Raw genomic sequence first — 25,500 nt, 5'->3', positions numbered from 1 at the left:
GGTGCTATGACTGAGAACCTGCCGCGCACCGCCCGCCCCCTTCGCGTCCTGGCCGCCATGTCCGGCGGCGTGGACTCCGCCGTCGCCGCCGCCCGCGCGGTCGAAGCCGGGCACGACGTGACCGGCGTCCACCTCGCGCTCTCCGCGAACCCGCAGTCCTTCCGGACCGGCGCCCGCGGCTGCTGCACCATCGAGGACTCCCGCGACGCCCGCCGCGCCGCCGATGTCATCGGCATCCCGTTCTACGTCTGGGACCTCGCCGAGCGCTTCCGCGAGGACGTCGTCGAGGACTTCGTCTCCGAGTACGAGGCCGGGCGCACCCCGAACCCCTGCCTGCGCTGCAACGAGAAGATCAAGTTCGCGGCCCTGCTCGACAAGGCCCTCGCCCTGGGCTTCGACGCCGTCTGCACCGGCCACTACGCCACCGTCGTCCTGAACGAGGACGGCACCCGCGAGCTGCACCGGGCCTCCGACATGGCCAAGGACCAGTCGTACGTCCTCGGCGTCCTCGACGAGAAGCAGCTCGCCCACGCGCTCTTCCCGCTCGGTGACACCCTCACCACCAAGGACGAGATCCGCGCCGAGGCGGAGGAGCGCGGCCTGGCCGTCGCGAAGAAGCCCGACAGCCACGACATCTGCTTCATCGCCGACGGCGACACCCAGGGCTTCCTCGCGAACCGCCTCGGCAAGGCCGAGGGCGACATCGTCGACGAGGCGACCGGCGAGAAGGTCGGCACCCACGACGGCGCCTTCGGCTTCACCATCGGCCAGCGCAAGGGCCTGCGGATCGGCCACCCCGCCCCCGACGGCAAGCCGCGCTACGTCCTCGACATCTCGCCGGTGAACAACACCGTCACGGTCGGCCCCGCCGAGGCCCTCGACGTCAGCGCCCTGACCGCGATCCGGCCCCGCTGGTGCGGCTCCACGGCCGCCGCGCCGGGCACCTACACCGCGCAGCTGCGCGCCCACGGCGGTGAGACCGAGGTCTACGCCGAGGTCGTGGACGGCGAGCTGCGGGTCCGCTTCACGGAGTCGGTCCGCGGTGTGGCCCCGGGCCAGGCGATCGTGCTCTACGACGGCACGCGGGTCGTCGGCTCCGCCACCATCGCCACGACCACCCGGGCCGCAGCCACCGTCTAGCCGTCCAGCCTGCTAGGCGACCGTCAGGACGATCTTGCCGGTGGTGCGGCCGAGCTCGCCGATCTCGTGGGCCTTCGCGGCCTGCTCCAGCGGCAGCACCGTGTCGATCAGCGGCCGCAGCCGGCCCTCCTCGACCAGGGCGGCGATCTCGGCCATGCCCTGCCGGTCCGGCTCCACCAGGACCGAGCTGACCCGCACCCCGTCGGTGACCGGGTCCAGGCCCTCGGCGCCGGCGATCGTGACCAGGTGCCCGCCGGGCTTCAGCACCTTCAGCGAGCGCCGCCCGTAGTCCCCGCCCATGGTGTCCAGCACCACGTCCACGTCCCGGACCGCCTCCGCGAAGTCGGTGCTCCGGTAGTCGATCAGCTCGTCGGCGCCCAGCTCGCGCAGCAGCTCGTGCTTGGCCGCGCTGGCCGTGCCGATCACGTACGCACCGCGCGCCTTGGCGATCTGGACCGCGAGGTGGCCCACCCCGCCCGCCGCCGCGTGGACCAGTACCCGCTGGCCCGGCTGCACGCCGGCGGTGTCCACCAGGCTCTGCCAGGCGGTGAGCGCCGCCAGCGGCAGCGCGGCCGCCGCCACGTGGTCCAGGGCCGCGGGCTTGCGCACGAACTGCCGGGCGGGGGCGGTCACGTACTCGGCGTAGCCGCTCGCCTGCCGGGGGAAGCGCGGCATGCCGAAGACCTCGTCGCCCGGCTCGAAGACCGTCACGCCCGCGCCCACGGCCTCCACGGTGCCGGACACGTCCCAGCCCACCACCGGCACGGCGTCCCAGGCGATGAGCACGCCGGAGGCCCGCGTCTTCCAGTCGACCGGGTTCACCCCGGCGGCGTGCACCCGGACCAGGATCTCGGTCGGGCCCGGCTCGGGACGGTCGATCTCGGTCTCGACGAGGACCTCGGGTCCGCCCCACTGGCTGACGACGACGGCGCGCATGGATCTCTCCTTGGATCTGGTTCCTGCTGAATTCCTGCTGGTCACCTCCCGCAATCCCGGAAGGTGACACCAGCTTCGGGTCCGGCAGCCGCCCGCGGTGTTGGCCGTACGGCCACCATGTGACAGGATCTGGCCATGCCCGCTGTGCAGCGAATCGCCGTACTCGCCCTCGAAGGCGTCCCCCCGTTCGAGCTCGGGATCCCCTCCCGGGTCTTCGGGAACGTCCGCGACGACGACGGCGCGCCGCTCTACGAGGTCACCGTCTGCACCGCCGACGGACAGCCCGTGACCAGTGACGCGGGCTTCACGGTCGGAGTCTCGGCGGGCTCCGAGGCACTCGCCGCCGCCGGCACCGTGATCATCCCGCCGACCCACGCCATGGGCGGCCTGGAGCACGGCGAGCCCCTGCCGCCCGCGCTGGCCGCCGCGCTCGCCGGGATCCGGCCCGGCACCCGGATCGTGTCGATCTGCACCGGCTCGATCGTGCTCGCCGCCGCCGGGCTGCTCGACGGCCGGCGCGCCACCACGCACTGGGCGCACGCGCCGCAGTTCCAGCGGGCCTTCCCGCGCGTCAAGCTGGACGAGGACGTGCTCTTCGTCGACGACGGCGACATCCTCACCTCGGCCGGAGTGGCCGCCGGCATCGACCTCTGCCTCTATCTGGTGCGCGCCGACCACGGCACCGCCGCCGCCAACCGCGCCGCGCGGCTGTGCGTCGTACCGCCCTGGCGGGACGGCGGGCAGGCCCAGTACATCGACCGGCCCGTCCCCGAACCCACCGTCGCCACCACCACCGCCACCCGCGCCTGGGCCCTGGAACGGCTCGCCGAACCGGTCACGCTGGCCGAGCTGGCCGCCCACGCCCGGATGAGCCTGCGCACCTTCACCCGGCGGTTCCGCGACGAGGTCGGCATGACCCCGGTGCAGTGGCTGACCGTCCAACGCCTCGAAGTAGCCCGCCAGTTGCTGGAGTCCAGCGACCTGCCGGTCGACCTGGTCGCGCACCGGGCGGGCTTCGGCTCCGCCAACTCGCTGCGCCAGCACATGCGGACCGCCCTCGGCATCTCGCCGATCGCCTACCGCAGGACCTTCCGCCCCGGCAGCCCGGTGTTGGCCGCGGGCTGAGCCTTCCCGATTGCCTCGGGCCGCGCCAGGGCAGCCTGCTGGGATGCGCCACTCGATGAACATCCCGAACTTCGGAGACTTCGCCGACGCGAGAACGGTCGCGGCGGTGGCCGTCGCTGCGGAACAGGGCGTCCCCCGGCCTCTTAGTGACCTGGTCGCCTACATCGGCAAGCACCGCGGCAGCCCGGCGGCCACCTCCTTCGAGGTGGTGGTCGGCGGCGTCAGCCCCGCCCACCCCGCCGCGGCACGCGACCTGCTGGGCCCGCTGGCCGACGCGGGTGCCACCTGGTGGGACGAGCGCCGCCCCTTCGGTGACGGCCTCGACCGCCTCGCCCCGGTCCTCCACCGCCTGGAGCAGGGTCCGCCGGCGCTGTAGGGGTCGTCGTCCATGACCTCGGAGGTCATCGCATCCGGGGCCGCCCGCTGACAGGATCGTTCCAACAGCCCGGACCGCCAGGCCGGTTGAACGAGGAGAAGATCATGACTGCTTACGCCATCGGCCACCTCCGTCCCGAGACCATGAACGAGGAGATCCTGCACTACATGGACGTGGTCCAGTCGACGATGGACCCCTTCGAGGGCCGCTTCCTGGTGCACGGTGCGCAGGTCGAGGTCATGGAGGGGCCCTTCCCGGGCACGATCGTCGTGATCGCCTTCCCGGACATCGAGCGTGCCCGCGCCTGGTACGCCTCCGACGCCTACCAGCAGATCCTCCCGCAGCGCACCCGCCACATAGCGGGCGAGGTCATCCTGGTCGAGGGCGTCCCGTCCGGCTACGACGCGGCCGCCACCTCCGCCCGCTTGCGCGCGGCCGCCGGGCTCTGAAGCGGCCGACCGGGCGGCGGCCGACCGGAGGGGCCGGCGGGGGTGGCCGGGGTGCGAGCATGGCCGTATGGCTACTCACCTGATCACCGGTGCCGGGTCCGGCATCGGCGCCGCCGTCGCGGCGCGGCTGCACGCGCGCGGCGACGAAATCGTTCTCCTGGCCCGCGACGCGGCTCGCGGCAAGCAGCTCGTCGAGCAGTACCCGGGCGCACGGGCGCTCGTCGGGGACCTCGCAGATCCCGACCGGCTCTCCTGGGCCTTCTCCAAGCAGGCGGTGCCCGAGCGGATCGACTCGCTCGTCCACTGCGCCGGGATCGTGGACCTCGGGCCCGTCGGCGAGCTGCGGCCCAAGACCTGGCACCAGCAGCTCAACGTGAACCTCATCGCCCCCGCCGAGGTCACCCGGCTCCTGATGCCCACCCTGCGGGCCTCGCAGGCGACCGTCGTCTTCGTGAACTCGGGTGCCGGGCTCACCGCCCACGCCGAGTGGAGCGCGTACGCCGCCTCCAAGCACGGGCTCAAGGCGCTGGCCGATTCCCTGCGCCAGGAGGAGAAGGGCAACGGCATCCGGGTCACCTCCGTGTACCCGGGGCGTACCGCCACCCCGATGCAGGCCAAGGTGCACTCGCAGGAGGGCAAGGAGTACGACCCCAGCGCCTGGATCGACCCCGAGTCCGTGGCGACGACCATCGTCATGGCCTTGGACCTGCCGCGTGACGCCGAGGTCAACGACCTCACCGTGAGGCCGGGCCGATGACCGCCGCGGCCACCGGTGTCGGATCCCTCCCCGGCGGCGACGCCCGCGAGGCGGCCAAGACCGTCACCGGGTCCTTCGAGGAGTTCCCGTACCTCCCCGAGCTGCCCGCCCGCGGGCCCGGCGCGGACATGATCGGCCGCTCCCTCGGGCTGCTCGTCGAGATGTACGCCCACGTCGAGCCCAGCGGCTGGCGGATCAGCGACCGCCCCGGCCGCGACACGAGGCGCGCCCGGTCCTGGCTCGGCGAGGACCTCGACGCCCTGGAGGAGTTCACCCAGGGGTACGAGGGGAAGCTCAAGGTCCAGGCCGTCGGACCGTGGACCCTGGCCGCCGCCCTGGAACTGCACGGCGGCGAGGCCGTGCTCCAGGACGCCGGCGCCTGCCGCGACCTGGCCGGATCGCTCGCGGAAGGCCTGCGCGAGCACTTGGCCGATGTGCGGGGGCGCATCCCCGGCGCCGAGATCGTGCTGCAGTTCGACGAACCGTCCCTGACCGCGGTGCTGTTGGGGCGCGTACGGTCCGCGAGCAAGTACCGGACGTACCGGGCGGTGGACCGGCAGGTCGTCGAGGGCACGCTCCGCGAGCTGTTCGCCGTCCACGACGGGGAGGTCGTCGTGCACTCCTGCGCACCCGAGGTGCCCTTCGGGCTGCTCCGGCGGGCCGGCGCCACGGGCCTGTCGTTCGATTTCTCCTTGCTCACCGAGCGCGAGGACGACGCCATCGGGGAGGCCGTCGAAGCCGGCGTGAAACTCTTCGCCGGAGTGGTGCCGGGCACCGACGCCCCGTTGTCGGACCCTGCCGGTAGCGTCATGGGTGTCAGGAAGCTTTGGCGCAGGCTGGGGCTGGCCCCGGGGACTCTGGCGGAGTCCGTCGTGGTCACCCCGTCGTGCGGTCTGGCGGGCGCCTCGCCCGCCTACGCCCGCGCGGTGCAGGCGCACTGCGTCAGGGCGGCGAGGTCGCTCGCCGACAACCCTGAGTGACGGATCAGACGGGCCACGGGAGGACACGGCATGGCAGCCGAACAGAAGCAGGCCGGCGACGGCACGGCCGCACCGACGGCGGTGCGTGAGCAGCACGCGCTGCTGGCCGAGCAGGTCGAGGAGCACCGCTTCCGGTACTACGTGAACGACCAGCCGGTCGTCAGCGACGCCGAGTTCGACACGCTGCTGCGCTCGCTGGAGGCGCTCGAGGAGCAGTACCCGGAGCTGCGCACGCCGGACTCGCCCACGCAGAAGGTGGCCGGGGCGTACGAGACGGACTTCGCGTCCGTCGAGCACCGGGAGCGCATGCTCTCCCTCGACAACGCCTTCGACGACGAGGAGTTGGCGGCCTGGGCCGAGCGGGTGGCCCGGGACGTCAACACCCCCGACTTCCACTACCTGTGCGAGCTCAAGGTGGACGGCCTCGCCGTCAACCTCACCTACGAGAAGGGCCGCCTCACCCGGGCCGCCACCCGCGGCGACGGCCGCGCCGGCGAGGACATCACGCCCAACGTCCGCACCATCGCCGAGATCCCCGACCGCCTCAAGGGCGACCGGATCCCGGAGCTGGTCGAGATCCGCGGCGAGGTCTACTTCCCGATGGAGAAGTTCGAGGAGCTCAACGCCCGGCTCGTCGAAGCCGGTGACAAGCCCTTCGCCAACCCGCGCAACGCGGCGGCCGGTTCGCTGCGCCAGAAGGACCCGAAGGTCACCGCCACCCGCCCGCTGCACATGGTGGTGCACGGCATCGGCGCGCGCGAGGGCTTCGACATCGACAAGCTCTCGCACGCGTACGAGCTGCTCAGCGAGTGGGGCCTGCCCACGGCCCGGCACAACAAGGCGGTGTCCTCGCTGGCGGAGGTGCGCGAGTTCATCGCGTACTTCGGCGAGAACCGGCACTCGGTAGAGCACGAGATCGACGGCGTCGTCGTCAAGCTCGACGAGATCCCGCTCCAGGGCCGCCTCGGCTCCACGGCCCGCGCCCCGCGCTGGGCGATCGCCTGGAAGTACGCCCCCGAAGAGGTCAACACCAAGCTGGTGGACATCAAGGTCGGTGTCGGCCGCACCGGTCGCGTGACCCCGTACGCCCAGGTGGAGCCGGTGACGGTGGCCGGGTCGGAGGTCGAGTTCGCGACGCTGCACAACCAGGAGGTCGTCAAGGCCAAGGGCGTGCTCATCGGGGACACCGTGGTCCTGCGCAAGGCGGGCGACGTCATCCCCGAGATCCTCGGCCCCGTGGTGGACCTGCGCGACGGCAGCGAGCGGGAGTTCGTCATGCCGGCCGAGTGCCCCGAGTGCGGTACGGCGCTGCGGCCGATGAAGGAGGGCGACATCGACCTCCGCTGCCCCAACGGGCAGACGTGCCCCGCCCAGTTGCGCGAGCGGCTGTTCTACCTCGCCGGCCGCCAGTGCCTGGACATCGAGAACTTCGGCGCGGTGGCCGCGGCCGCCCTCACCAACCCGCTGGAGCCGGCCGAGCCGCCGATGCTCGACGAGGGCGACCTGTTCGGCCTCACCATCGAGCAGCTGCTGCCCATCAAGGCGTACGTGCTGGACGCCGACAGCGGGCTGCCCAAGCGCGACCCGAAGACCGGCGAGGAGAAGATCGTCACGGTCTTCGCCAACCAGAAGGGCGAGCCGAAGAAGAACGCCCTGGCCATGCTGGAGAACATCGCGGCCGCCAAGGACCGCCCGCTCGCCCGTTTCATCAACGGCCTCTCGATCCGGCACGTGGGCCCCGTCGCGGCGGAGACCCTGGCCCGCGAGTTCCGTTCCATCGAGCGGATCGAGCAGGCCACCGAGGAGGCGCTCGCCGCCACCGAGGGCGTCGGGCCGATCATCGCGGCGGCGGTCAAGGAGTGGTTCGCCGTCGACTGGCACCAGGAGATCCTGCGCAAGTGGCGGGAGGCCGGGGTCCGGATGGAGGAGGAGGGTTCCGGCGAGGACGAGGGCCCGCGCCCGCTGGAGGGCCTGACCGTCGTCGTCACCGGCACTTTGCAGAGCCACACGCGGGACGGCGCGAAGGAGGCCCTGCAGAGCCGCGGCGCCAAGGTGACCGGCTCCGTCTCGAAGAAGACCTCCTTCGTCGTGGTCGGCGAGAACCCGGGCTCCAAGTACGACAAGGCCGTGCAGTTGAAGCTGGCCGTCCTCGACGACGCGGGCTTCGCGGTGCTCCTCGAACAGGGCCCCGACGCGGCACGGGAGGCGGCGCTCCCGGTGGCCGGCGACACCGAAGCGGAGTAACGCCCTCCGAGAGACACGGCGGGACTCGTACCGGGAAAGTGGCGAAGGCGAACGGATGCGTGGCGTGCGGCCGTACGGGCGGGCGCGCGCCGGGCGCAACACCCGGTGGTAAAAGGCCGGTACAGGGCTGTTCGCAGGGCGGTGGCCTGTCGGATCATCAGATGGTTGACCCGGGGGTCCTGGTCCAAACTCACCCGTTCGGCGGATACCGTACTGATGAGGATGGCTGGGTCGCATTCGGGCAACCGCCGCCGACCGCTGCCCCTGGGAGCCTCTCGCGTCCTACTGTTGAGGGGTGCACCTGTCGTGCACGGCTGCGTGATGCGCTTCCGGCCGTGATGGCGTGACATCGGGGCCATCGCGTGGCATCGGCATTGCCGGCTGTGAGAGGGACGGGCATGAAACCCACCGAAAGCGCCGACCCGTCACCTGATATCGGCGGGGAGATCCCGTCCATGCGGACGGGCCGACCAGGCGTCCTGCGTTCCAGGAAGCCGGACACCCACCCCCTCGACACCGGGGCGGGATCGGGAGGAGCGGCGCAGCGCACCGTGCTGCCCTTCATCGTCGTGGGCCTGTCCGCGGTGGTCCTCGCGGCCGGCATCGTCTCCGCGCTGATCGACCGTCACGCCCTGTTCCCCGGCGGCCCGGTCGGCTGGGCGCTCGCCCTGCTGACCGGCATCATCGTCGGCCACCTGGTCGCGCTGGGCCGGGACCGCTGGTGGGGCGGCACCGGGTCGGGCGCGGCCCTCACCCTCGGCGTGCTCATCCTCTACGGGTGGGTGCCCGCGGGACTCGTCTCCCTCGCGGTGGTCTCCCTGGTCGGGGCCGCGCGCCGGCACCGATGGCGGCAGGGGCTGCTGCACGGCGCCACCGACATCCTCGGCATCGGCGCGGGGGCCCTCGTACTCGCCGGGTTCGGCCAGGGGCCCACCGTCGAGGCCCCGTGGCGGCCCACCACCTGGGGGCTGGAGGCGGCCCCCGAGATCATCCTGGTGGCCCTGGCCTATCTGCTGGTGACCAAGGTGCTGCTGTGGCTCGCGCTGACCCCGCGCGGCGGCGCCCTGCCCACCGTCGCCCGCACGGCCCTGCTCCGACAGGCCTTAGTCGCCGTCGCCCTGCTCGGCATCGCCCCGCTGATCTGCGTGGTCGCCGTGACGCAGCCGGTGCTGCTGCCGCTGTTCGCCGTACCGCTGATCGCCCTGGACTCCACCCTGTGGATCGCCCGGGCGCGCGCCGAGGAGCAACTGCGCGATCCGCTGACCGGGCTGCCGAACCGGCAGTGGCTCCTGGAGCGGGCCTGGTCCGCTCTGGACGAGGCTGAACGTTTGGGCACCCGGTCGGCTCTCGTGCTGATCGACCTGGACCGGTTCCGCGCGGTCAACGACACGCTGGGCCACCTCGCCGGCGACCGGCTGCTGCTCCAGATCGCCGACCGGCTCCGCCAGGCCCTGCCCGAGGACGCCGAGGCCGCACGCCTCGGCGGCGACGAGTTCGCCGTGCTCCTGCCCGTCGCCGACTCCACCACCAGCGCCCAGCGGGTCGCCCGCCACCTCGTCGCCGAGCTCAGCTCTCCCCTCGACCTGGACGGCCTGACCCTCGTCCTGGAGGCCAGCGCCGGCCTCGCCGTCTTCCCCGACCACGCGCTGGACGCGGAGGGGCTGCTGCGCCGCGCCGACGTCGCGATGTACCAGGCGAAGCGGGACCGCACGGGCGTGGAGGTGTACGAGTCCAAGCGGGACAGCAACACCCCCGACCGCCTCGGCCTCCTCGGCGATCTGCGGCGGGCCCTCGACGCCGGTGAAGTGGAACTCCACTACCAGCCCAAGGTCCGCTTCGACGGCCAGGTGGCCGGGCTCGAAGCCCTGGTGCGCTGGGTGCACCCGGAGCGCGGCCGGGTCTCGCCGGACGAGTTCATCGCGATCGCCGAGACCTCGGGGCTGATGCCCCACCTCACCGAGTACGTCCTCGAGACCGCCCTCGCCCAGGTGGCGCGGTGGCGGGCCCAGGGCCTGAAGGTCCCGGTGGCCGTCAACGTCTCCCCGCGCGACGTCCACACGCCCGGCTTCGCGGGCGCGGTCGCGGCCCGGCTGGCCCGGCACGGGGTCCCGGCCAGCGGGCTCCAGCTCGAAATAACGGAACACGTCCTGCTGGAGGACCCGCAGCGGGCGGCCGACACCATGGCGGGCCTGACGGGCCACGGCGTGAAGATGTCGCTCGACGACTTCGGCACGGGCTACTCCTCCCTGGTGCACCTGCGGCGGCTGCCGGTCAGCGAGCTGAAGATCGACCGCTCGTTCGTGGCACGGCTCGCGGTGGACGCGCAGGACGCGGAGATCGTGCGCTGCACGGTGGACCTGGCGCACTCGCTGGGGCTGCTCGTCGTCGCCGAGGGCGTGGAGGACGACGAGACCTGGGAACGCCTGCGCGACCTGGGCTGCGACGCCGTCCAGGGCTGGCTGGTCGCGGCCGCCATGCCCCCGCAGGAGGCCACGGCCTGGCTCCTGGCCCGCGGCGAACGCGGCTGGCGCCGCCCGGCGGACATCACGGCGGAACTCTCGGCCTCCCCGACGGGCGCGGAAACCCCGGCCCAGTAGCCGGCGCGCCCTGCCCCTCCGGACCCGCCGCCGTGCGAGGCGCGGGTCCGGGCAGCGGTGCGGGAGGGGGCCCGGTGGGAAACGGTTTCGTGGGTCCGGGGCCCGGCCCCATAGGATTGGGCACGAAACTACACACTCACCACCCCCAGAGGATCGCTGCATGCCTGGCATCACGCGCGAGGAGGTTGCCCACCTCGCTCGGCTGGCACGTCTGGAGCTCAAGGCCGAAGAGCTGGACCACTTCGCCGGACAGCTCGACGACATCATCGGCGCGGTCGCCCGCGTTTCCGAGGTCGCCGACCAAGACGTCCCGCCGACCTCCCACCCGCTGCCGCTGACGAACGTCATGCGCGCGGACGAGGTCCGACCGTCGCTCACCCCCGAGCAGGCGCTTTCCGGCGCTCCCGCCCAGGAGCAGCAGCGTTTCAAGGTGCCGCAGATCCTGGGGGAGGACTAACAGCCATGACTGACCAGATCATCAAGCTCACGGCCGCCGAGACCGCCGAGAAGATCGCCTCCGGCGAGCTCACGGCCGTCGAGGTCACCGAGGCCCACCTGGCCCGTATCGACGCGACCGACGAGAAGGTCCACGCCTTCCTGCACGTCGACCGCGAGGGCGCCCTCGCCCAGGCGCGCGCCGTCGACGCCAAGCGCGAGCGCGGCGAGCAGCTCGGCCCGCTGGCCGGCGTCCCGCTCGCCCTCAAGGACATCTTCACCACCGTCGGGGTCCCGACCACCGTCGGTTCGAAGATCCTCGAAGGCTGGATCCCGCCGTACGACGCCACCCTGACGCGCAAGCTCAAGGAAGCCGACGTCGTCATCCTCGGCAAGACCAACATGGACGAGTTCGCCATGGGGTCCTCCACCGAGAACAGTGCGTACGGGCCCACCGGCAATCCCTGGGACCTCACCCGCATCCCCGGCGGCTCCGGCGGCGGCTCCGCGGCCGCGCTGGCCGCCTTCCAGGCCCCCCTGGCGATCGGCACGGACACCGGCGGCTCCATCCGCCAGCCCGCCGCCGTCACGGGCACGGTCGGCGTGAAGCCCACGTACGGCGGTGTCTCCCGCTACGGCATGGTCGCCTTCTCCTCCTCCCTCGACCAGGGCGGGCCCTGCGCCCGTACGGTCCTGGACGCGGCGCTCCTCCACGAGGTCATCGCCGGCCACGACCCGCTCGACTCCACCTCCATCGACGCCCCGGTCCCGCCGGTCGTCGAGGCGGCCCGCAACGGCTCCGTCGCCGGCATGCGCATCGGTGTCGTCAAGCAGTTCGCCGGCGAGGGCTACCAGGCCGGCGTCGTCCAGCGCTTCAACGAGTCCGTCGAGCTCCTCAAGGAGCTGGGCGCCGAGATCGTCGAGCTGGACTGCCCCTCCTTCGACCTCGCGATGGCCGCGTACTACCTGATCGCGCCGTCCGAGTGCTCCTCGAACCTGGCCCGCTTCGACGCCATGCGCTACGGCCTGCGCGTCGGCGACGACGGCACCAAGTCCGCCGAGGACGTCACCGCGCTCACCCGCGAAGCCGGCTTCGGCGACGAGGTCAAGCGCCGCATCATCCTCGGTACGTACGCGCTGAGCTCCGGCTACTACGACGCGTACTACGGCTCCGCCCAGAAGGTCCGCACGCTCATCACCCAGGACTTCGAGAAGTCCTTCGAGCAGGTCGACGTGATCGTCTCCCCGACGACCCCGACCACCGCCTTCGCCATCGGTGAGCGCACCGACGACCCGCTGGCGATGTACCTCGCGGACCTGTGCACCATCCCGACCAACCTGGCCGGCAACTCCGCCATGTCGCTCCCGTGCGGCCTGGCACCGGAGGACGGCCTGCCGGTCGGGCTGCAGATCATCGCCCCGGCGATGAAGGACGACCGGCTGTACAAGGTCGGCGCTGCCGTGGAGGCAGCCTTCGTCGAGCGCTGGGGTCACCCGCTGCTTGAGGAGGCTCCGTCGTTGTGAGTGGTAGCGCACTGTCCAAGGCCAAGGGCTTCAAGAAGTCCAAGTCCGGTACGTACCTGTCGATCGGCACCACCGCGTTCGGTGCCATCAGCGTGATCAAGCAGGCCCGGAAGGCCCGCACCGAGCACGACACGCTGAAGCTGGTCGACGCCGTTGTGTCCGCCGCCGCCATCGTCACCGGCCTCGCGATCCTGTACCGCGAGCTGAAGCGCCTCGGCGACGACGACGTCCTGCTGGGCTGAGAGGGAAGTTTCACTGTGACCGTCACCGAACTGCTGTCGTACGAGGACGCCCTCGCGTCGTACGACCCCGTCATGGGCCTCGAGGTCCATGTCGAGCTCGGCACCAAGACCAAGATGTTCTGCGGCTGCTCGACCGAGCTGGGCGCCGAGCCCAACTCGCAGACCTGCCCCACCTGCCTCGGTCTGCCCGGCTCGCTGCCCGTCGTCAACGCGATCGGCGTCGAGTCGGCCATCAAGATCGGCCTCGCGCTGAACTGCGAGATCGCCGAGTGGTGCCGCTTCGCCCGGAAGAACTACTTCTATCCGGACATGCCGAAGAACTTCCAGACCTCCCAGTACGACGAGCCGATCGCCTTCAACGGCTACCTCGACGTCCAGCTGGAGGACGGCGAGATCTTCCGCGTGGAGATCGAGCGCGCCCACATGGAGGAGGACACCGGCAAGTCGCTGCACGTCGGCGGCGCCACCGGCCGTATCCACGGCGCGTCCCACTCCCTGCTGGACTACAACCGCGCCGGCATCCCGCTCATCGAGATCGTCACCAAGCCGATCGAGGGCGCGGGCGCGCGGGCCCCCGAGGTCGCCAAGGCGTACGTCGCCGAGCTGCGCGAGGTCATCAAGGCGCTCGGCGTGTCCGAGGCCCGGATGGACAAGGGCCAGATGCGCTGCGACGTGAACCTGTCGCTGCGCCCGACCCCCGAGTCCGAGTTCGGCACCCGCAGCGAGACGAAGAACGTCAACTCGCTGCGCTCCGTCGAGCGCTCGGCGCGCTTCGAGATCCAGCGCCACGCGGCCGTGCTGTCGTCCGGCGGCTCGATCGTGCAGGAGACCCGGCACTTCCACGAGGAGGACGGCTCCACCACCGCCGGCCGCATCAAGGACAACGCCGAGGACTACCGGTACTTCCCGGAGCCCGACCTGGTCCCCGTCGCCCCGGCCCGCGACTGGGTCGAGGAGCTGCGCGCCGGCCTCCCCGAGATGCCGCGCGTGCGCCGCAACCGGCTCCGTGAGGAGTGGGGCGTCAGCGAGCACGACATGCAGTCGATCCTCAACGCGGGCGCGGTGGACTCCATCGTCGCCACGATCGAGGCGGGTGCCGACGCGGCCGCCGCCCGCAAGTGGTGGATGGGCGAGCTGGCCCGCAACGCCAACGAGCAGGGCGTCGTCGTCGACGAGCTGCCGATCACCCCGGCCCAGGTCGCGCGCGTCGCGGCCCTGGTCGCGGCCGGCGAGCTGAACGACAAGCTGGCCCGCCAGGTCCTCGAGGGCGTCCTCGCCGGCGAGGGCACCCCGGACGAGGTCGTCGAGAAGCGCGGCCTGAAGGTCGTCTCGGACGAGGGCGCGCTCGGCGCGGCCGTGGACGAGGCCATCGCGGGCAACGCGGCCATCGCCGACAAGATCCGCGGGGGCAAGATCGCCGCTGTCGGCGCCCTGGTCGGCGCCGTCATGAAGACCACCCGCGGCCAGGCCGACGCGGCGCGCGTCAAGGAGCTCATCCTGGAGCGCCTGGGCGTCTGCGAGTAGCAGCCCCTGTCGTCCGGACGACAGCCCCGACGGCCCCGCACCGAACTCCGTGCGGGGCCGTCGTTCGTTCAACAACCTTGTGGATGCGCCACCGTCACCGCGGACCTACGGTGGAAGGACCGTCCCCGTGCGATGGTGAGGTGCACGCATGCTTCGCGTAGACGTGGACATCTTCTCCGGCCGGCCCAATCCGGCCTGGATCATCACCGACGAGGATGCCGCCCGTGAACTGCTTTCGACCGTCAGCGAGGCCCAGAACGAAGTCGTGGGGCTCAAGGGACAGGGGTACGACGGCCTCGGCTATCGCGAAGTCGTGGTCTCCTCGATCGGAGACGACGACGGCACCTGGCCGGACCACCTGCCACGCTCCTTCGCACTGGGCACCATCAACGCCCGCGATCTGACGCAATCCGGCGAACTGGCCCGCCGCATCGTCGAGGACATGACGCGGTATGCCGGCATCCACCTCCTGGAGCACGCGTCGACCCCCATCGACGCACACCTGCGGGACGTGGTTCTGGAGCAGTTGGAGCGCTTTCTCCACGACCCTCCGGACTGGTTCCGCCCCCCGCTGGAGCCGCGGCCGAACCCGCTGCGCACCACGGTCCGCGACCAGCGGTGCGAACACTGCGCGTACGAGGTGAGCCAGTTCAACCCCAACTTCTGGAACCGTCCGGCGGTGCAGCCCCGGAACAACTGCTACAACTACGCGCGCAATTGGCGCACGGACACCTTCGCCCAGCCCGGCCGCGCCCATGGCGCCCAGGCCGGTGTGATGGCCTGCGCGAACGTCACCACGGCGGCCCTTGCCGACGGCCTGCACCGCCGCTGCGAGTGCCTCTCCGACGACGAGTATCCCCGGCGGCTGACGGCCCTCGTCGTCTGGCCCGACGAGGACTACCACTGGTACCGCGAGCAGCGCGGCGGATTCTGGGGCCACAAGCCCGGCAACACGGCGGCCCGGAACCACGACGGCAAGAACAATCTCATCACCGACCCCGAGAGCTGTGACCGCGGCGGCTACACGGACTTCTGCGGCTACTTCTACGCAGGACGCTCGGTGGTCATCAACTGAGGGCCGGGACTCCCGTGATCGTGGAACTGGACATCTTCAGCGGCCGGCCGAATCCGCGCTGGGCGCTGGACGGGGAGGCCGCCGAGGAAATGTGGTCCCTGGTGGACGGGCTCACCCCCGGGCCGGTCACACCGCCCGAGCTGCCGGGGCTGGGCTACCGGGGGTTCGTCTGCTCGTCGGGCAGCCTGACCTGTCGCGCGTTCGACGCCCGGGCTGCCGTCGGCAACCTCGTACTGGCGGATCCGGACCGCACGGTGGAACGCTGGCTCCTCGACCGGCTGCCGCCGGAATTCGAGTCCCTGAGGTCCGTCGTGGCAGCCGCCATCCAGGAGGAGCCGTCCTGAGGAACGCCAGGCGGTCGGCGCGCGCCGAGGGGCCGCCGCCGCCGTCCCGGGCCGGAGGAGGCGGCGACCCTGTTCCCCCGAGGCGGCCGTCTCGGGGCCGCCGCAGAGGCGAGAACGCCTCAGCGGGTGAGGCGGGGATTGGCCATGACGAGCGTGCCGGTGTTGCAGGCCTTGTCCCCCTTGATCCGAAGCCGCAGGGCGCCCTGGACGTTGATCTTCTTCGTGAGGGGCTTGCCCAGTTCGAGGCGCTCGGTGAAGAGCGCCGGCTTGTCGTCGACGGTGATGGTGAGCCGGCCCGCCTCGTACTGGGAGCCGTCGTTGATGCCGGCCGTGAACTCGAGCCAGGTCCATGCCAGGTTGAGGTCGTACTCCGTGTACACCTCGGTATTGCAGCTGGGGTTGGACAGGAGCGTGTCGCCGTACTCGACGGCGCGGAGCTTCGCGGGAAGGATCTCCCAGCCGCCCATGCCGTTGATGGGGGTCAGCGACGTCAGGGACACCTCGTTGCTGGCCGCGCCGGTGCCGGGGCTGTTCGAAGGGCTCGCACTCTCACCGGTGTCCTGGTCGGCGGCGGTACGCGAGGCGGACGCGGACGGTGTGCCCGGAGGGGTCGGCGACGGCTGCGCGGACTGGCCGGACGAGCTCGCGGCGGGCGCCGCGTTCTTGTCGGCCCGGTCCGTCCCCTTGCCGTCGTCCTTGAGGAGCCGTACGCCGGCCAGCGCGGCGGCGGTGACGATCAGGACGGCGGCCACGGAACCCAGGACCAGCCCGGTCCGCTTCCGCCTGCGCGGCGGACCGGGTTCCGGGGCCGGTTCCGGAGCCGGTTCCGGAGCCGTCGCCGACACAGGCACAGGCCCCGGCGCCGGGTCGTAGGCCGGGGCGTACGTCGGTGTGTACTGCGGCGGCACGGCCGGTTCCTGCTGAGGCGGCGTCACGGGCGGCGTCACGGGCGTCACGGGCGCAGCGACCGGTGGAGGCGGTACGGCCGGCGGGGCCGCCGGCTTCGGCGGAGCCGCGTCCTGCCCCGGGGTCCGGGCCTGGGCCGGTGCCGGAAGGTGCTGGGAGGTGGACGTCGTCGTGGACACCACCGCGTGGCGGACGTCCTTCATCCAGGCGGCCAGGCTCGCCGGCCGCTCCCCGGGCTCGGCCGCGTAGATCGCGGTGAGCCGCGCCCGCTGCTCGGCGTCCAGCGCGGCGATCTGCGGGAGCCCGGCCAGCGCCCGGGCCAGCTGCTCCGGGGTGGCCGGCGGGGACTGCCCGCTCAGCAGGAAGTAGGCGATCGCCCCGAAGGCGTACCGGTCCGTGCCGGGCGTGCGCTTGCCGTCGAAGACCTCCGGAGCCGCGTACCCGGGCGTGAACCACACCTCCGCCGTCTGGTGGTCGGCGGTCAGTTTGCTCAGCCCGAAGTCCACCAGCGTGGCCTGCCCATGGGCGTCCACCATCACATTGCCGGGCGACAGGTCACCGTGGATCACCTGGCGGCCGGACGGGGTGGCCTTCCCCGAGTGCAGCCAGTCCAGTACATCGGCGAGCTGCTCCAGCGTCCGCATCACCTCGCGCCGCTCGGCGGCGGTGGCCAGCGTCCGCTCGGCCCGCCAGTCCCGCAGGTCGAGCCCGTCGACATGGTTCATCACGAGGACGAGCGCCCGGCCGGTCAGCGTCGAGGACTCCCCGGCCCGGTGGATCGGCGGTCCTTCGAAGTGCTCCCGTACGCCCACCACGCCCGGCCGGTGCACGAACCGCAGTAACTCCGCCTGCTCGTTCCACTTCTGGCTGATCCGGTCGAAGACGTCGGGCGTGATGGTCGTCTTGGAGTCGAGCACTTTCACGACCACCGGCTCGGCCCCGCCGGCCAGCTGGATCTCCGCGAGATAGAGCACGGCCTCTCCGCCGCGCCCGATCGACCGGAGCAATCGGTACCGGTCGGCCGCCGCGTCCGGCCCGATGTGCAGATTCTGGCTGGTCAATTATCCCCCACTGCCAGTGAGTTGAGTGGGGATCAGCTTCCAGCCCCGGGGCTCGCCCGGTCAATGCCAACAGGGATCCCGTTCGGGTGGTGACCGGGGCGAAGGCCGCCGCGGGGAGGTGCCGGGGCCGCTCCCCGCGGCGGTGCGCGGTGGAAGGCGCCGGTCAGCGGGCTTCCGGGGGGCTGAGGAAGGCGAGGCGGGCCTGCTTCGCCGGCAGGTGGACCTCGGGCAGGTCGATCTCCGGGAGCTCGACCTCCGGGCCGAGGACGAAGCCGCTCCGCACCAGGCGCGCGACGGCCTTCTCGTTGCGGGCGTCCGGCTCCGCGACCACCCGGCGGGTGGTTCCGTCCGAGAAGACGTACGCGAGGAAGGCCCCGATCAGACCGGCGGTGAAGCCGCGTTCGGCCGCACCCTGCGCCGGGCCGAGCAGCATGTGCACGCCCGTGTCGCCCGGCTGGACCTCGTAGCACTCGCCGACCCGGTCCTCGGCGCAGTCGTACGTCTGGAACAGCGCGACCGGTTCGCCGTCGCGGCGCGCGAGGAACGCGTGGTGGGTCGTGCGGCGGTCGACGTCCTCGTAGATCTCCTGCACGAGCTCGCGGCTGGCCTCGCCCATGCCCCAGAATCGGGCCCGCTCCTCGGTGACCCAGGAGTGGATCAGAGCCGCGTCGGCGGCCGGGTCGAGGGGCGTGAGCGTGACCGTGCCGACGCCCTCGACGCGCTGGGAGTGGACGGGCTGCCGGGGGGAAGCGGCACTGCTGGTCATACGGATTCCTTGGTGAGGAGGGTCCAGCCGGTGACGACGGGGACGAGTTCGCACTGCGCCCAGAGCGGGAGCTGGTCGCGGTGGTGGGCTGAGCCGGTGACGCCGTCCGCGCCGAGCGGGACCGCCCAGAGGCTGTCCTCGCGGCGGCCCAGGTCCCAGACGTAGCGGGCCGCCGATGCGCGGGCGGTGAGATCGGTGAAACCGGGGACGGTGGAGGTGGCGTTCACGCAGTCGTGGTCCCCGCCGAGGCCGGGCCACTGCGCATCCGGGTCGGGAAGCGCCGACCAGGGCGCGAGGCGGTGCACCTGCGACCACGGCGTATCGGGGGTGTCCGCCGCGGCGGTCTCCTCCAGGGCGGCGCGTACGTGGGCCGCCCGGTCGAGGGCGGGGAGGAGCGCGGTGGTCAGCAGTCCCTCCAGGGCGTAGCCGACGCGCGGGACCAGGTACAGCCACGGGTGGAACACCTCGGGGCCGGTCGGCGCGCCCGCCAGGTCCGCGAGGGCGGGATCGGCGGCGAAACGGCGCACGGCCCTGGCCCGGAACGCCGAGAACACGGTGGCGTCCGTACTCTCGGCGGCCATGTGCCGGTCCCAGGCGAGCAGTCGGGTGCGCAGTGCCTGCGCCCCGGGGGACAGGCCGTCCAGCCCGGGCAGCAGGGCCAGCAGCGGCGCGGCCGAGGCCAGGTGGGTGTCCCGGTGTACGCCGGCCATCGCCTTCGGGGACCAGTCCGCCGAGCCGGAGAGCAGCGCGCGGATGCGGTCGGCGCGGTGCGGGGGCGCGAACTCCACGCCGAGCGGCGAGGCGATCCCGCGCGCGTTGGCCATGACGGCGAAGCCCTGCACGGGCTCGGAGGGGGTCTCGGCCCAGCCCTGCCAGGCGTACTGCGGATCCCAGGCGGGCACCGGGCGCAGCCGGTTGGCCGGGTGGCGCAGCGGGACCGCGCCGGCGACGCGGTGCAGCAGGCCGCCCTCGGAGTCGGCGGCGTGGACGACGTTGACGGGCTCGGCCCAGCCGTCGAAGGCGCGGTCGATGTCGGCGACGGTACGGGCGCGCAGCAGGGCCGGGAGGACGGCGAAGCCGAGGTCGCGACGGACACGGGGCGGGTAGCGGAGCGAGAGGGTCTGGTCCGCCGTTCCGCCGTGCGTGATCACCGGGCCGCGGGCGGTCTCCAGCACCTCGACCTCGACCGGGTCGGCCCCGGCGACGGTGAGGGTCTCGGTGTGCCGGTGGACGGGCTCCCAGGTGCCGTCGGGGCCGAGGGCCTCGAAGCCGCCGTCCTCGGCCCCGCCTCCGGCCGGGCGGAGCTGCTCGACGTACAGGTCCTGGTAGTCGGCCATGGCGTTCGTGATCGCCCAGGCGGCGCTGCCGGTGTGCCCGAAGTGGCCGAGGCCGGGTATGCCGGGGACGGCCAGGCCGAGGACGTCGTACTCGGGGCAGGAGAGCCGTATCTGCTGGTACACGCCCGGGTCCTCGATGAACCGGTGCGGGTCGCCCGCGATGATCGCCGACCCGCTGCCGGTCCGGTCGCCGGGGACCAGCCAGCCGTTGCTTCCGGCGGTGCCGGGGCCGTCGGTGGCGAAGAGCGTGGCGGCCTCGTCGCCGAGGGCGCGAGCCACGCGCTCGCGCCACAGCTTGGTGGCGAACCCGGCGAAGAGGATGTGCGTGGCGATCCAGATGGCGAGCGGAACCCACGGCTCCCAGGGGGTCGGGACATGGCCGGTGCGCGCGAACCGCTCGTCGCGGGCAGCGCCCCGGGCCAGCCCGTCGTTGACGCCGTCCACGTACGCCCGGACCCAGGCGGCGGTGTCCGGGTCGAGCGCCTCGTGGCAGCGGCGGGCGGTGTCGGCGAGCCGGGACTGGCGGGCGAACCGGTCCCAGGGGACGGATTCCGGGCCGAGGAAGGCGGCGCTGGAGCCCTGGGCGCGGTGGCGCTCCACCTCCAGCTGCCAGGCGCGGTCGAGGGCGGTGGTACGGCCCTGGGCGTAGGCGAGACGGCCGGCGTCGGGGGCGCGGAGATGGGGGATGCCCCAGTCGTCCCGGTAGAGCTCGAAGGCATTGGTGCCGGTGGGGTCCGGGCTCGTGGGGTCCGGGCTCGTGGGGTCCGCGTCGGCGGTGTCGTCGTTGGTCACAAGGCTCACACTCTTCCCCCGATTCATTAGGTTAGGCTGCCCTAAGTGTAGGGGCTCGAAGGGGAGGGGCGGCGCGGCACGGGGGGAGGCGTCGGCGGTCGACTCCCTGCCGGACGCCTGCCCGCAGACCCCGGCGACGATCCGGCTGGAGATGCGGCACGCGTCGGACGTCGACCTTCCGGTACGGCTGGACCCGGACCGGCGCGAGATCCGGCAGGTCGCGCGGGGTGGGGGTGGGGGTGGGGGCTCGGGCTCGGCGCTGGTGGAGCAGGTGAAGGCGCAGCTCCCGGAGTTCGTCCGGCTGGCCTGAGGCACGGCGGCGACACGGGCCCTGACCGCGTACCTGCGCAAGGAACCGGCCCTGCCGAAGCAGCGGGTGAACGGCCTGGGCTGCCGGCGGGCCGCCTGATGGGCCTGGTGGCCCGGGCGGGCCCGGCGGGCCCGGCGGTTCACCCGCTGCTTCGGCCGGACGGAGCCTTGGACGTACCTCCAGGGCTCCGTCCCGTCGGGGTGTCAGGCTCCGGTGACGCCGTCGATGGCCTCGCGCAGGAAGTCGGCGTGGCCGTTGTGGCGGGCGTACTCGTGGATCAGGTGGAGCATGACGAGGCGCAGCGAGGCCTCCTCCTTCCAGCCGCTCACGTACGCCGTCACGTCGAGGGACTCGGCGGCCTCCTCGATGCGGCGCGCGTGCGCGACCTCCGCCTCCCAGGCGGCGAACGCCTCCTCGCGGGTAGAGCCGGAGGCGTCGTAGGCGGCCTGGAAGTCGTGGGTGTCGGACCAGAGGTGGGGGAGTTCCTCTCCGTTCAGAGTGCGGCGGAACCAGTGCCGCTCGACTTCGCCCATGTGCCGGACCAGGCCCAGCAGGGAGAGGGTGGACGGCGGCATCGAGGGGCGCCGCAGCTCCTCGTCGGTGAGCCCCTCGCACTTCCAGGCGAGGGTGGCCCGGTGGTAGTCGAGGTATGCGCGCAGGGTTTCGCGTTCGTCGCCGGTCAGCGGCGGTCCAATGCGTTCCATGGGGTGATCTTGCCCCGAAGCCGCCGGGGGACGGAAGGCCGCCGGGGGACGGAAGGCCGGTGGGCGTGTGGGCGGGAGGGCGCGGCGGAGCCCTGCCCCTCCTGGAGCCCCGCCCCTCCGGAGCCCCTGCCCCTCCTGGAGCCCCGCCCCTCCGGAGCCCCCGCGCCGACCCGCTATGCGGTCCCGTTCCAGATGTACGGCACCGTCGTGCCCAGGGCCGTGAAGCCCAGGCGTTGCAGGATCGGGCGGCTGTCGTCCGACGCGTCCACCTGGAGGTAGCGGATGCCGCGTTCCGCCGCGATGCGGGCCCGGTGGGCGACCAGGAGGCGGTAGATGCCCCGGCCTCGCCACTCCGGGAGGGTGCCGCCGCCGCAGAGGCCCGCGAAGGAGGAGCCCGGGCGCATCTCCATGCGGGCCGCGCTCACCGGAGTGTCCCCGGCCATCGCCACCACCGCTGCGAGGGTCTCCGGCTCGTCCCTCAGCAGGGTGAGCAGCAGGTGCCGGATCCGGGGGCGCTCCGTTCCGAAGGCCTTCGCGCGGACGTCCATCATCAGGTCGACGCCCGCCTCGTCCGTCACCGCACGCAAGGTGATCCCCTCCGGCGGTTCCACCGGCAGTGCGGCGAGCTCGTCGACCCGCCCCACCAGCAGGGTCTCGGCCGGCTCCGGGACGAAGCCCGCCGCGCGCAGCCGGTCCCCGAGATCCGCCGGCCGGTCGTAGTCGTACAGCTTCCACTCGAAGTCGCCGGCCCCGCGCCCCGCGAAGTACGCCACCTGCGCCGCGATCTCCGCGTCCGCCGTCTCCGCGTCGAGGTCCGACCAGAGCACGCCGTTCCACCCGGGCCCGGGCACGGTCTGCCGTACGACCGCCCCCGCCCGCTCCACCCAGGCCTCCGCGGCGTCCGGCGGGGCGCCCTGGCGCATCTCCCGGTCGAACTCGGCCCGTATCTTCAGCAGTGCGTTGAGATCCATCGTCATCGCCCCAGCTCACCAGCCGTCGGCGCGCCCGCACAACTGCATTAGCCTCGCCCCGTGAACGACGACTCCATCTACACCGGCAAGGCCGCCCCGGATGCCGCAACCGACCGCGGCTGGCTCCTCGGCCACTTCAAGGACCCCGCCGACCCGCGCCACAGCAAGGACGTGGAGATCAAGTGGGGGGTCCACCCGAAGGGCGACGAGCGGGCCCAGTGGGTGCGGGGCGAGGAGCGCACCGCGCTGCAGGTGCTGATCAGCGGGCGCTTCCGGCTGGAGTTCCCCGGCCGGACCGTGGTCCTCGCCGAGCAGGGGGACTACGTCGTCTGGGGCCGAGGTGTCGACCACTCCTGGTACGCGGAGGAGGACGCGGTGGTCCTCACCGTCAGGTGGCCCTCCGTCCCGGGCTACCAGGTCGACGGGGCGGACGGCCCGCCGAGCGGATGACCTTGGTCCCGCACCGCTCCGCGCCCCTGTGACGATGCACACGAAAGGGGCCAACGATCACGAAACGCTGAGATCGTGACGGTGCATACCTTCTTGGTCGATCCCCGGGGCGATCCCCCGAGCCGTCGGCCGCCTTCACGAGTTCTAGCGTTCTTTGCGTCGGGCAGCTCCCGGTAAAGATCCGAACCACCAGGGAGCACGTCCGTTGGCAGCGATCGCACGATGGTGCCTGCGGCACCGACTGGTAGCCGTTCTCCTGTGGCTGCTCGCGCTCGGCGGCACCGCCGCGGCCGCAGGGACCGCCGGATCGGCGTTCTCCAACGACTACGAGGTCCCCGGCACGGAGTCGAGCCGCGCCCACGCCCTCCTCCGGGCGGGCTTCCACGGCCAGGGCGGTGACACCGACACCATCGTGTGGCGGGCCCCGGAGCATCAGACGGCCCGTACTCCCGGCGTCGAGCAGCGCATGGCCAAGGCCCTCGACGCCATCGCCGGGCTCCCCGGTGTCGGTTCGGTCGCCGGCCCCTACGGCGCCGGACCGGAGAGCGCCGCGCAGATCAGTCCCGACGGGCGCACCGCCTATGCCGTGGTGACCTTCGACCGGCAGGCCGACGCCGTACCCAAGGCGCAGGCCAAGGCCGTCGTCGACGCCGCGAAGAACGCCACCACCGAGGCGGACGGCCTGCAGGTCGAGCTCGGCGGCCGGGCGATCGCCCTCACCGAGGCGCCCACCGCGCACGTCGCCGAGGTCATCGGCGTGGCCGTCGCGGCCCTGGTCCTCTTCCTCGCCTTCGGCTCGCTCGCCGCGAGCCTGCTGCCCATCGCGACCGCCCTGGTCAGCGTGGGCACCGCGTATTTCGGCATCACCCTCCTCGGGCACGCCATGCCGGTCGCCGACTTCGCTCCGATGCTCGGCACCCTCGTCGGGCTCGGTGTGGGCATCGACTACGCGCTGTTCATCGTGACCCGGCACCGCAAGGGGCTCATGCGCGGCCTGCCGGTCGAGGAGGCGGCCGAGCGGGCCGTCGCCACCACCGGCCGGGCCGTCGTCTTCGCCGGGGCCACCGTCTGCATCGCGCTGCTCGGCATGCTGGTGCTGCGGCTGAACTTCCTCAACGGCGTCGCGATAGCCGCGTCTTTGACGGTGGTGCTGACCGTCGCCGCCTCGGTCACGCTGCTGCCCGCCCTCCTCTCGTACATCGGCATGCGCGCCCTCTCGCGCCGCGAGCGCCGCAGGCTCGCTGCCGAGGGCCCGCGGCCCGAGACGCCCACCGGGTTCGCCGCCCGCTGGTCGGCCTTCGTGGAGCGGCACCCCAAGCTGCTCGCCGCCGTCGCGGCGCTGGTCATGGTGGTGCTGGCGCTGCCCACCTTCTCGCTCCACCTGGGCACCTCCGACCAGGGCAACAACCCGGCGACCTCCACCACCCGGCAGGCCTACGACCTGCTCGCCGACGGTTTCGGGCCCGGTATGAACGGCCCGCTCACCGTCGTCTCCCGCCTCGACGGCGCCGGGGACCGGCTCGCCGTCGAGCACCTGGCCGAGGCGCTCCGTACGACCGAGGGCGTCGCCGCCACCGGACCGGCCGTCTTCAACCGGAGCGGGGACACCGCCGTCCTGACCGTCGTACCGGACTCCGCCCCGCAGTCCCGGGCCACGAGCGAGCTGGTCACGACGCTGCGCGAGAACGTCATCCCGAGCGCCGGGCACGGCAACACCATGGACGTGCACGTCGGCGGTGTGACCGCGGGCTACGACGACTTCGCCGATGTCATCGTCGGGAAACTGCCGCTCTTCGTCGGGGTGGTGATCACCCTCGGCTGCGTCCTCCTGCTGCTGGCCTTCCGGTCCATCGGCATTCCGCTCAAGGCGGCCGCCATGAACGTCGCGGCCGTCGCCTCCTCCTTCGGCGTCGTCGTCGCGATCTTCCAGTGGGGCTGGGGCAGTGAGCTGCTCGGTCTGGGCAGCGCCGGCCCGATCGAGCCCTTCCTGCCGGTGATCATGGTGTCGGTCCTCTTCGGGCTGTCCATGGACTACCAGGTGTTCCTGGTCAGCCGGATGTACGAGGAGTGGCTGGAGACGGGTGACAACCGGCGGGCCGTCCGCGTCGGCCTCGCCGAGACCAGCCGGGTGATCAACTCGGCGGCGGTCATCATGATCTCCGTCTTCCTGGCCTTCGTGCTCAGCGGCGACCGGATCATCGCGATGTTCGGCATCGCGCTCGCCGCGGCCGTCGCACTCGACGCCTTCGTGCTGCGCACCCTGCTCGTCCCGGCGCTGATGCACATGCTCGGCGGCGCCAACTGGTGGCTGCCCGCCTGGCTGGACCGCCGGCTGCCCAAGATCAGCATCGAGCCTCCGGAACGCCGCTCGCGTGCGACACTTCCCGCGCAGCGACCCGGTACGGACTCCGCCACGAGCGAGGACGGCGCCGAGCCCGCCGCAGCATCCCGGTGA

The 25,500-nt window shown here is 72.5% G+C and carries 23 protein-coding genes; 17 read left to right on the top strand and 6 right to left on the bottom strand.

All coding sequences use genetic code 11. From position 1 onward, the window contains the following. Window positions 1-6 precede the first annotated feature (6 nt). On the top strand, window positions 7-1,140 hold the full coding sequence (gene mnmA / locus AB0I68_RS21860; RefSeq protein WP_363178997.1) for a tRNA 2-thiouridine(34) synthase MnmA: 1,134 nt from the start codon (window positions 7-9) through the stop codon (window positions 1,138-1,140). A gap of 12 nt (window positions 1,141-1,152) precedes the next feature. Here the strand turns inward: mnmA and AB0I68_RS21855 are convergent, their stop codons facing one another. Beyond that, window positions 1,153-2,076: an NADP-dependent oxidoreductase gene (locus AB0I68_RS21855; protein WP_363178996.1), complete on the bottom strand. Its 924-nt coding sequence runs from the start codon at window positions 2,074-2,076 to the stop codon at window positions 1,153-1,155. A gap of 135 nt (window positions 2,077-2,211) precedes the next feature. Here AB0I68_RS21855 and AB0I68_RS21850 point away from each other — a divergent pair, with 135 nt between their 5' ends. The 13 genes from AB0I68_RS21850 (at window position 2,212) to AB0I68_RS21790 (ending at window position 15,748) form a co-directional block, all read left to right on the top strand. Continuing rightward, the gene (locus AB0I68_RS21850; RefSeq protein WP_363178995.1) at window positions 2,212-3,201 is read left to right on the top strand and encodes a helix-turn-helix domain-containing protein; all 990 of its coding nucleotides are present in this window, start codon (window positions 2,212-2,214) and stop codon (window positions 3,199-3,201) included. A 43-nt stretch (window positions 3,202-3,244) separates the two neighbouring features. Further along, window positions 3,245-3,577, top strand: coding sequence for a hypothetical protein (locus tag AB0I68_RS21845; RefSeq protein WP_363178994.1), 333 nt, complete (start codon window positions 3,245-3,247; stop codon window positions 3,575-3,577). Between the two features lie 104 nt (window positions 3,578-3,681). Continuing rightward, window positions 3,682-4,026: a DUF1330 domain-containing protein gene (locus AB0I68_RS21840; RefSeq protein WP_363178993.1), complete on the top strand. Its 345-nt coding sequence runs from the start codon at window positions 3,682-3,684 to the stop codon at window positions 4,024-4,026. A gap of 67 nt (window positions 4,027-4,093) precedes the next feature. Then, entirely contained in the window at window positions 4,094-4,783 is a 690-nt protein-coding gene (locus tag AB0I68_RS21835; RefSeq protein WP_363178992.1) for an SDR family oxidoreductase, read from the top strand. Then, a complete protein-coding gene (locus AB0I68_RS21830; protein WP_363178991.1) occupies window positions 4,780-5,763 on the top strand; it encodes a methionine synthase in 984 nt (327 codons plus the stop codon). The genes AB0I68_RS21835 and AB0I68_RS21830 overlap by 4 nt, the downstream gene beginning before the upstream one ends. 30 nt (window positions 5,764-5,793) lie before the next feature. Next, window positions 5,794-8,007 (top strand): NAD-dependent DNA ligase LigA, encoded by a 2,214-nt coding sequence (ligA, locus tag AB0I68_RS21825; RefSeq protein WP_363178990.1) that lies wholly within the window; start codon window positions 5,794-5,796, stop codon window positions 8,005-8,007. Window positions 8,008-8,405: 398 nt separating this feature from the next. Beyond that, window positions 8,406-10,604 (top strand): bifunctional diguanylate cyclase/phosphodiesterase, encoded by a 2,199-nt coding sequence (locus AB0I68_RS21820; RefSeq protein ID WP_363178989.1) that lies wholly within the window; start codon window positions 8,406-8,408, stop codon window positions 10,602-10,604. Between the two features lie 160 nt (window positions 10,605-10,764). Beyond that, on the top strand, window positions 10,765-11,061 hold the full coding sequence (gene gatC / locus AB0I68_RS21815; protein WP_010984178.1) for an Asp-tRNA(Asn)/Glu-tRNA(Gln) amidotransferase subunit GatC: 297 nt from the start codon (window positions 10,765-10,767) through the stop codon (window positions 11,059-11,061). 5 nt (window positions 11,062-11,066) lie between these two features. After that, entirely contained in the window at window positions 11,067-12,563 is a 1,497-nt protein-coding gene (gatA, locus tag AB0I68_RS21810; protein ID WP_363178988.1) for an Asp-tRNA(Asn)/Glu-tRNA(Gln) amidotransferase subunit GatA, read from the top strand. After that, complete coding sequence (locus AB0I68_RS21805; protein WP_363178987.1) at window positions 12,560-12,805, top strand: hypothetical protein; 246 nt, start codon at window positions 12,560-12,562, stop codon at window positions 12,803-12,805. Before gatA ends, AB0I68_RS21805 begins: the two co-directional genes overlap by 4 nt. A gap of 15 nt (window positions 12,806-12,820) precedes the next feature. Continuing rightward, complete coding sequence (gene gatB / locus AB0I68_RS21800; protein WP_363178986.1) at window positions 12,821-14,329, top strand: Asp-tRNA(Asn)/Glu-tRNA(Gln) amidotransferase subunit GatB; 1,509 nt, start codon at window positions 12,821-12,823, stop codon at window positions 14,327-14,329. A gap of 148 nt (window positions 14,330-14,477) precedes the next feature. Continuing rightward, window positions 14,478-15,404 (top strand): hypothetical protein, encoded by a 927-nt coding sequence (locus AB0I68_RS21795; RefSeq protein ID WP_363178985.1) that lies wholly within the window; start codon window positions 14,478-14,480, stop codon window positions 15,402-15,404. A gap of 20 nt (window positions 15,405-15,424) precedes the next feature. Continuing rightward, window positions 15,425-15,748 (top strand): hypothetical protein, encoded by a 324-nt coding sequence (locus AB0I68_RS21790; protein WP_363178984.1) that lies wholly within the window; start codon window positions 15,425-15,427, stop codon window positions 15,746-15,748. A 119-nt stretch (window positions 15,749-15,867) separates the two neighbouring features. On the opposite strand, the gene AB0I68_RS21785 is transcribed toward AB0I68_RS21790, so the two are convergent. From AB0I68_RS21785 to AB0I68_RS21775, 3 genes are all read right to left on the bottom strand, one after another. After that, window positions 15,868-17,715, bottom strand: a complete 1,848-nt coding sequence (locus AB0I68_RS21785; RefSeq protein WP_363178983.1) for a serine/threonine-protein kinase — start codon at window positions 17,713-17,715, stop codon at window positions 15,868-15,870. Between the two features lie 163 nt (window positions 17,716-17,878). After that, window positions 17,879-18,481, bottom strand: a complete 603-nt coding sequence (locus AB0I68_RS21780) for a GNAT family N-acetyltransferase (protein ID WP_363178982.1) — start codon at window positions 18,479-18,481, stop codon at window positions 17,879-17,881. After that, window positions 18,478-20,505, bottom strand: a complete 2,028-nt coding sequence (locus AB0I68_RS21775) for a penicillin acylase family protein (protein ID WP_363179064.1) — start codon at window positions 20,503-20,505, stop codon at window positions 18,478-18,480. The genes AB0I68_RS21780 and AB0I68_RS21775 overlap by 4 nt, the downstream gene beginning before the upstream one ends. Window positions 20,506-20,761: 256 nt before the next feature. Between AB0I68_RS21775 and AB0I68_RS21770 the strand changes: the two genes are divergently transcribed. Continuing rightward, window positions 20,762-20,920: a hypothetical protein gene (locus tag AB0I68_RS21770; RefSeq protein WP_363178981.1), complete on the top strand. Its 159-nt coding sequence runs from the start codon at window positions 20,762-20,764 to the stop codon at window positions 20,918-20,920. A gap of 203 nt (window positions 20,921-21,123) precedes the next feature. On the opposite strand, the gene AB0I68_RS21765 is transcribed toward AB0I68_RS21770, so the two are convergent. Together AB0I68_RS21765 and AB0I68_RS21760 are read right to left on the bottom strand one after the other, a co-directional pair. Then, entirely contained in the window at window positions 21,124-21,624 is a 501-nt protein-coding gene (locus AB0I68_RS21765; RefSeq protein WP_363178980.1) for a DinB family protein, read from the bottom strand. Window positions 21,625-21,797: 173 nt separating this feature from the next. After that, entirely contained in the window at window positions 21,798-22,595 is a 798-nt protein-coding gene (locus AB0I68_RS21760; RefSeq protein ID WP_363179063.1) for a GNAT family N-acetyltransferase, read from the bottom strand. A gap of 60 nt (window positions 22,596-22,655) precedes the next feature. Between AB0I68_RS21760 and AB0I68_RS21755 the strand changes: the two genes are divergently transcribed. Then, window positions 22,656-23,045 (top strand): signal peptidase I, encoded by a 390-nt coding sequence (locus AB0I68_RS21755; RefSeq protein ID WP_363178979.1) that lies wholly within the window; start codon window positions 22,656-22,658, stop codon window positions 23,043-23,045. A 205-nt stretch (window positions 23,046-23,250) separates the two neighbouring features. Beyond that, the gene (locus tag AB0I68_RS21750) at window positions 23,251-25,500 is read left to right on the top strand and encodes an MMPL family transporter (RefSeq protein WP_363178978.1); all 2,250 of its coding nucleotides are present in this window, start codon (window positions 23,251-23,253) and stop codon (window positions 25,498-25,500) included.

The sequence above is a fragment of the Streptomyces sp. NPDC050448 genome, from assembly GCF_040655295.1.
GTDB lineage: Bacteria > Actinomycetota > Actinomycetes > Streptomycetales > Streptomycetaceae > Streptomyces.
Note: the sequence above shows the minus strand (reverse complement) of the source record. Positions and strands in the feature narration are given on the sequence as shown.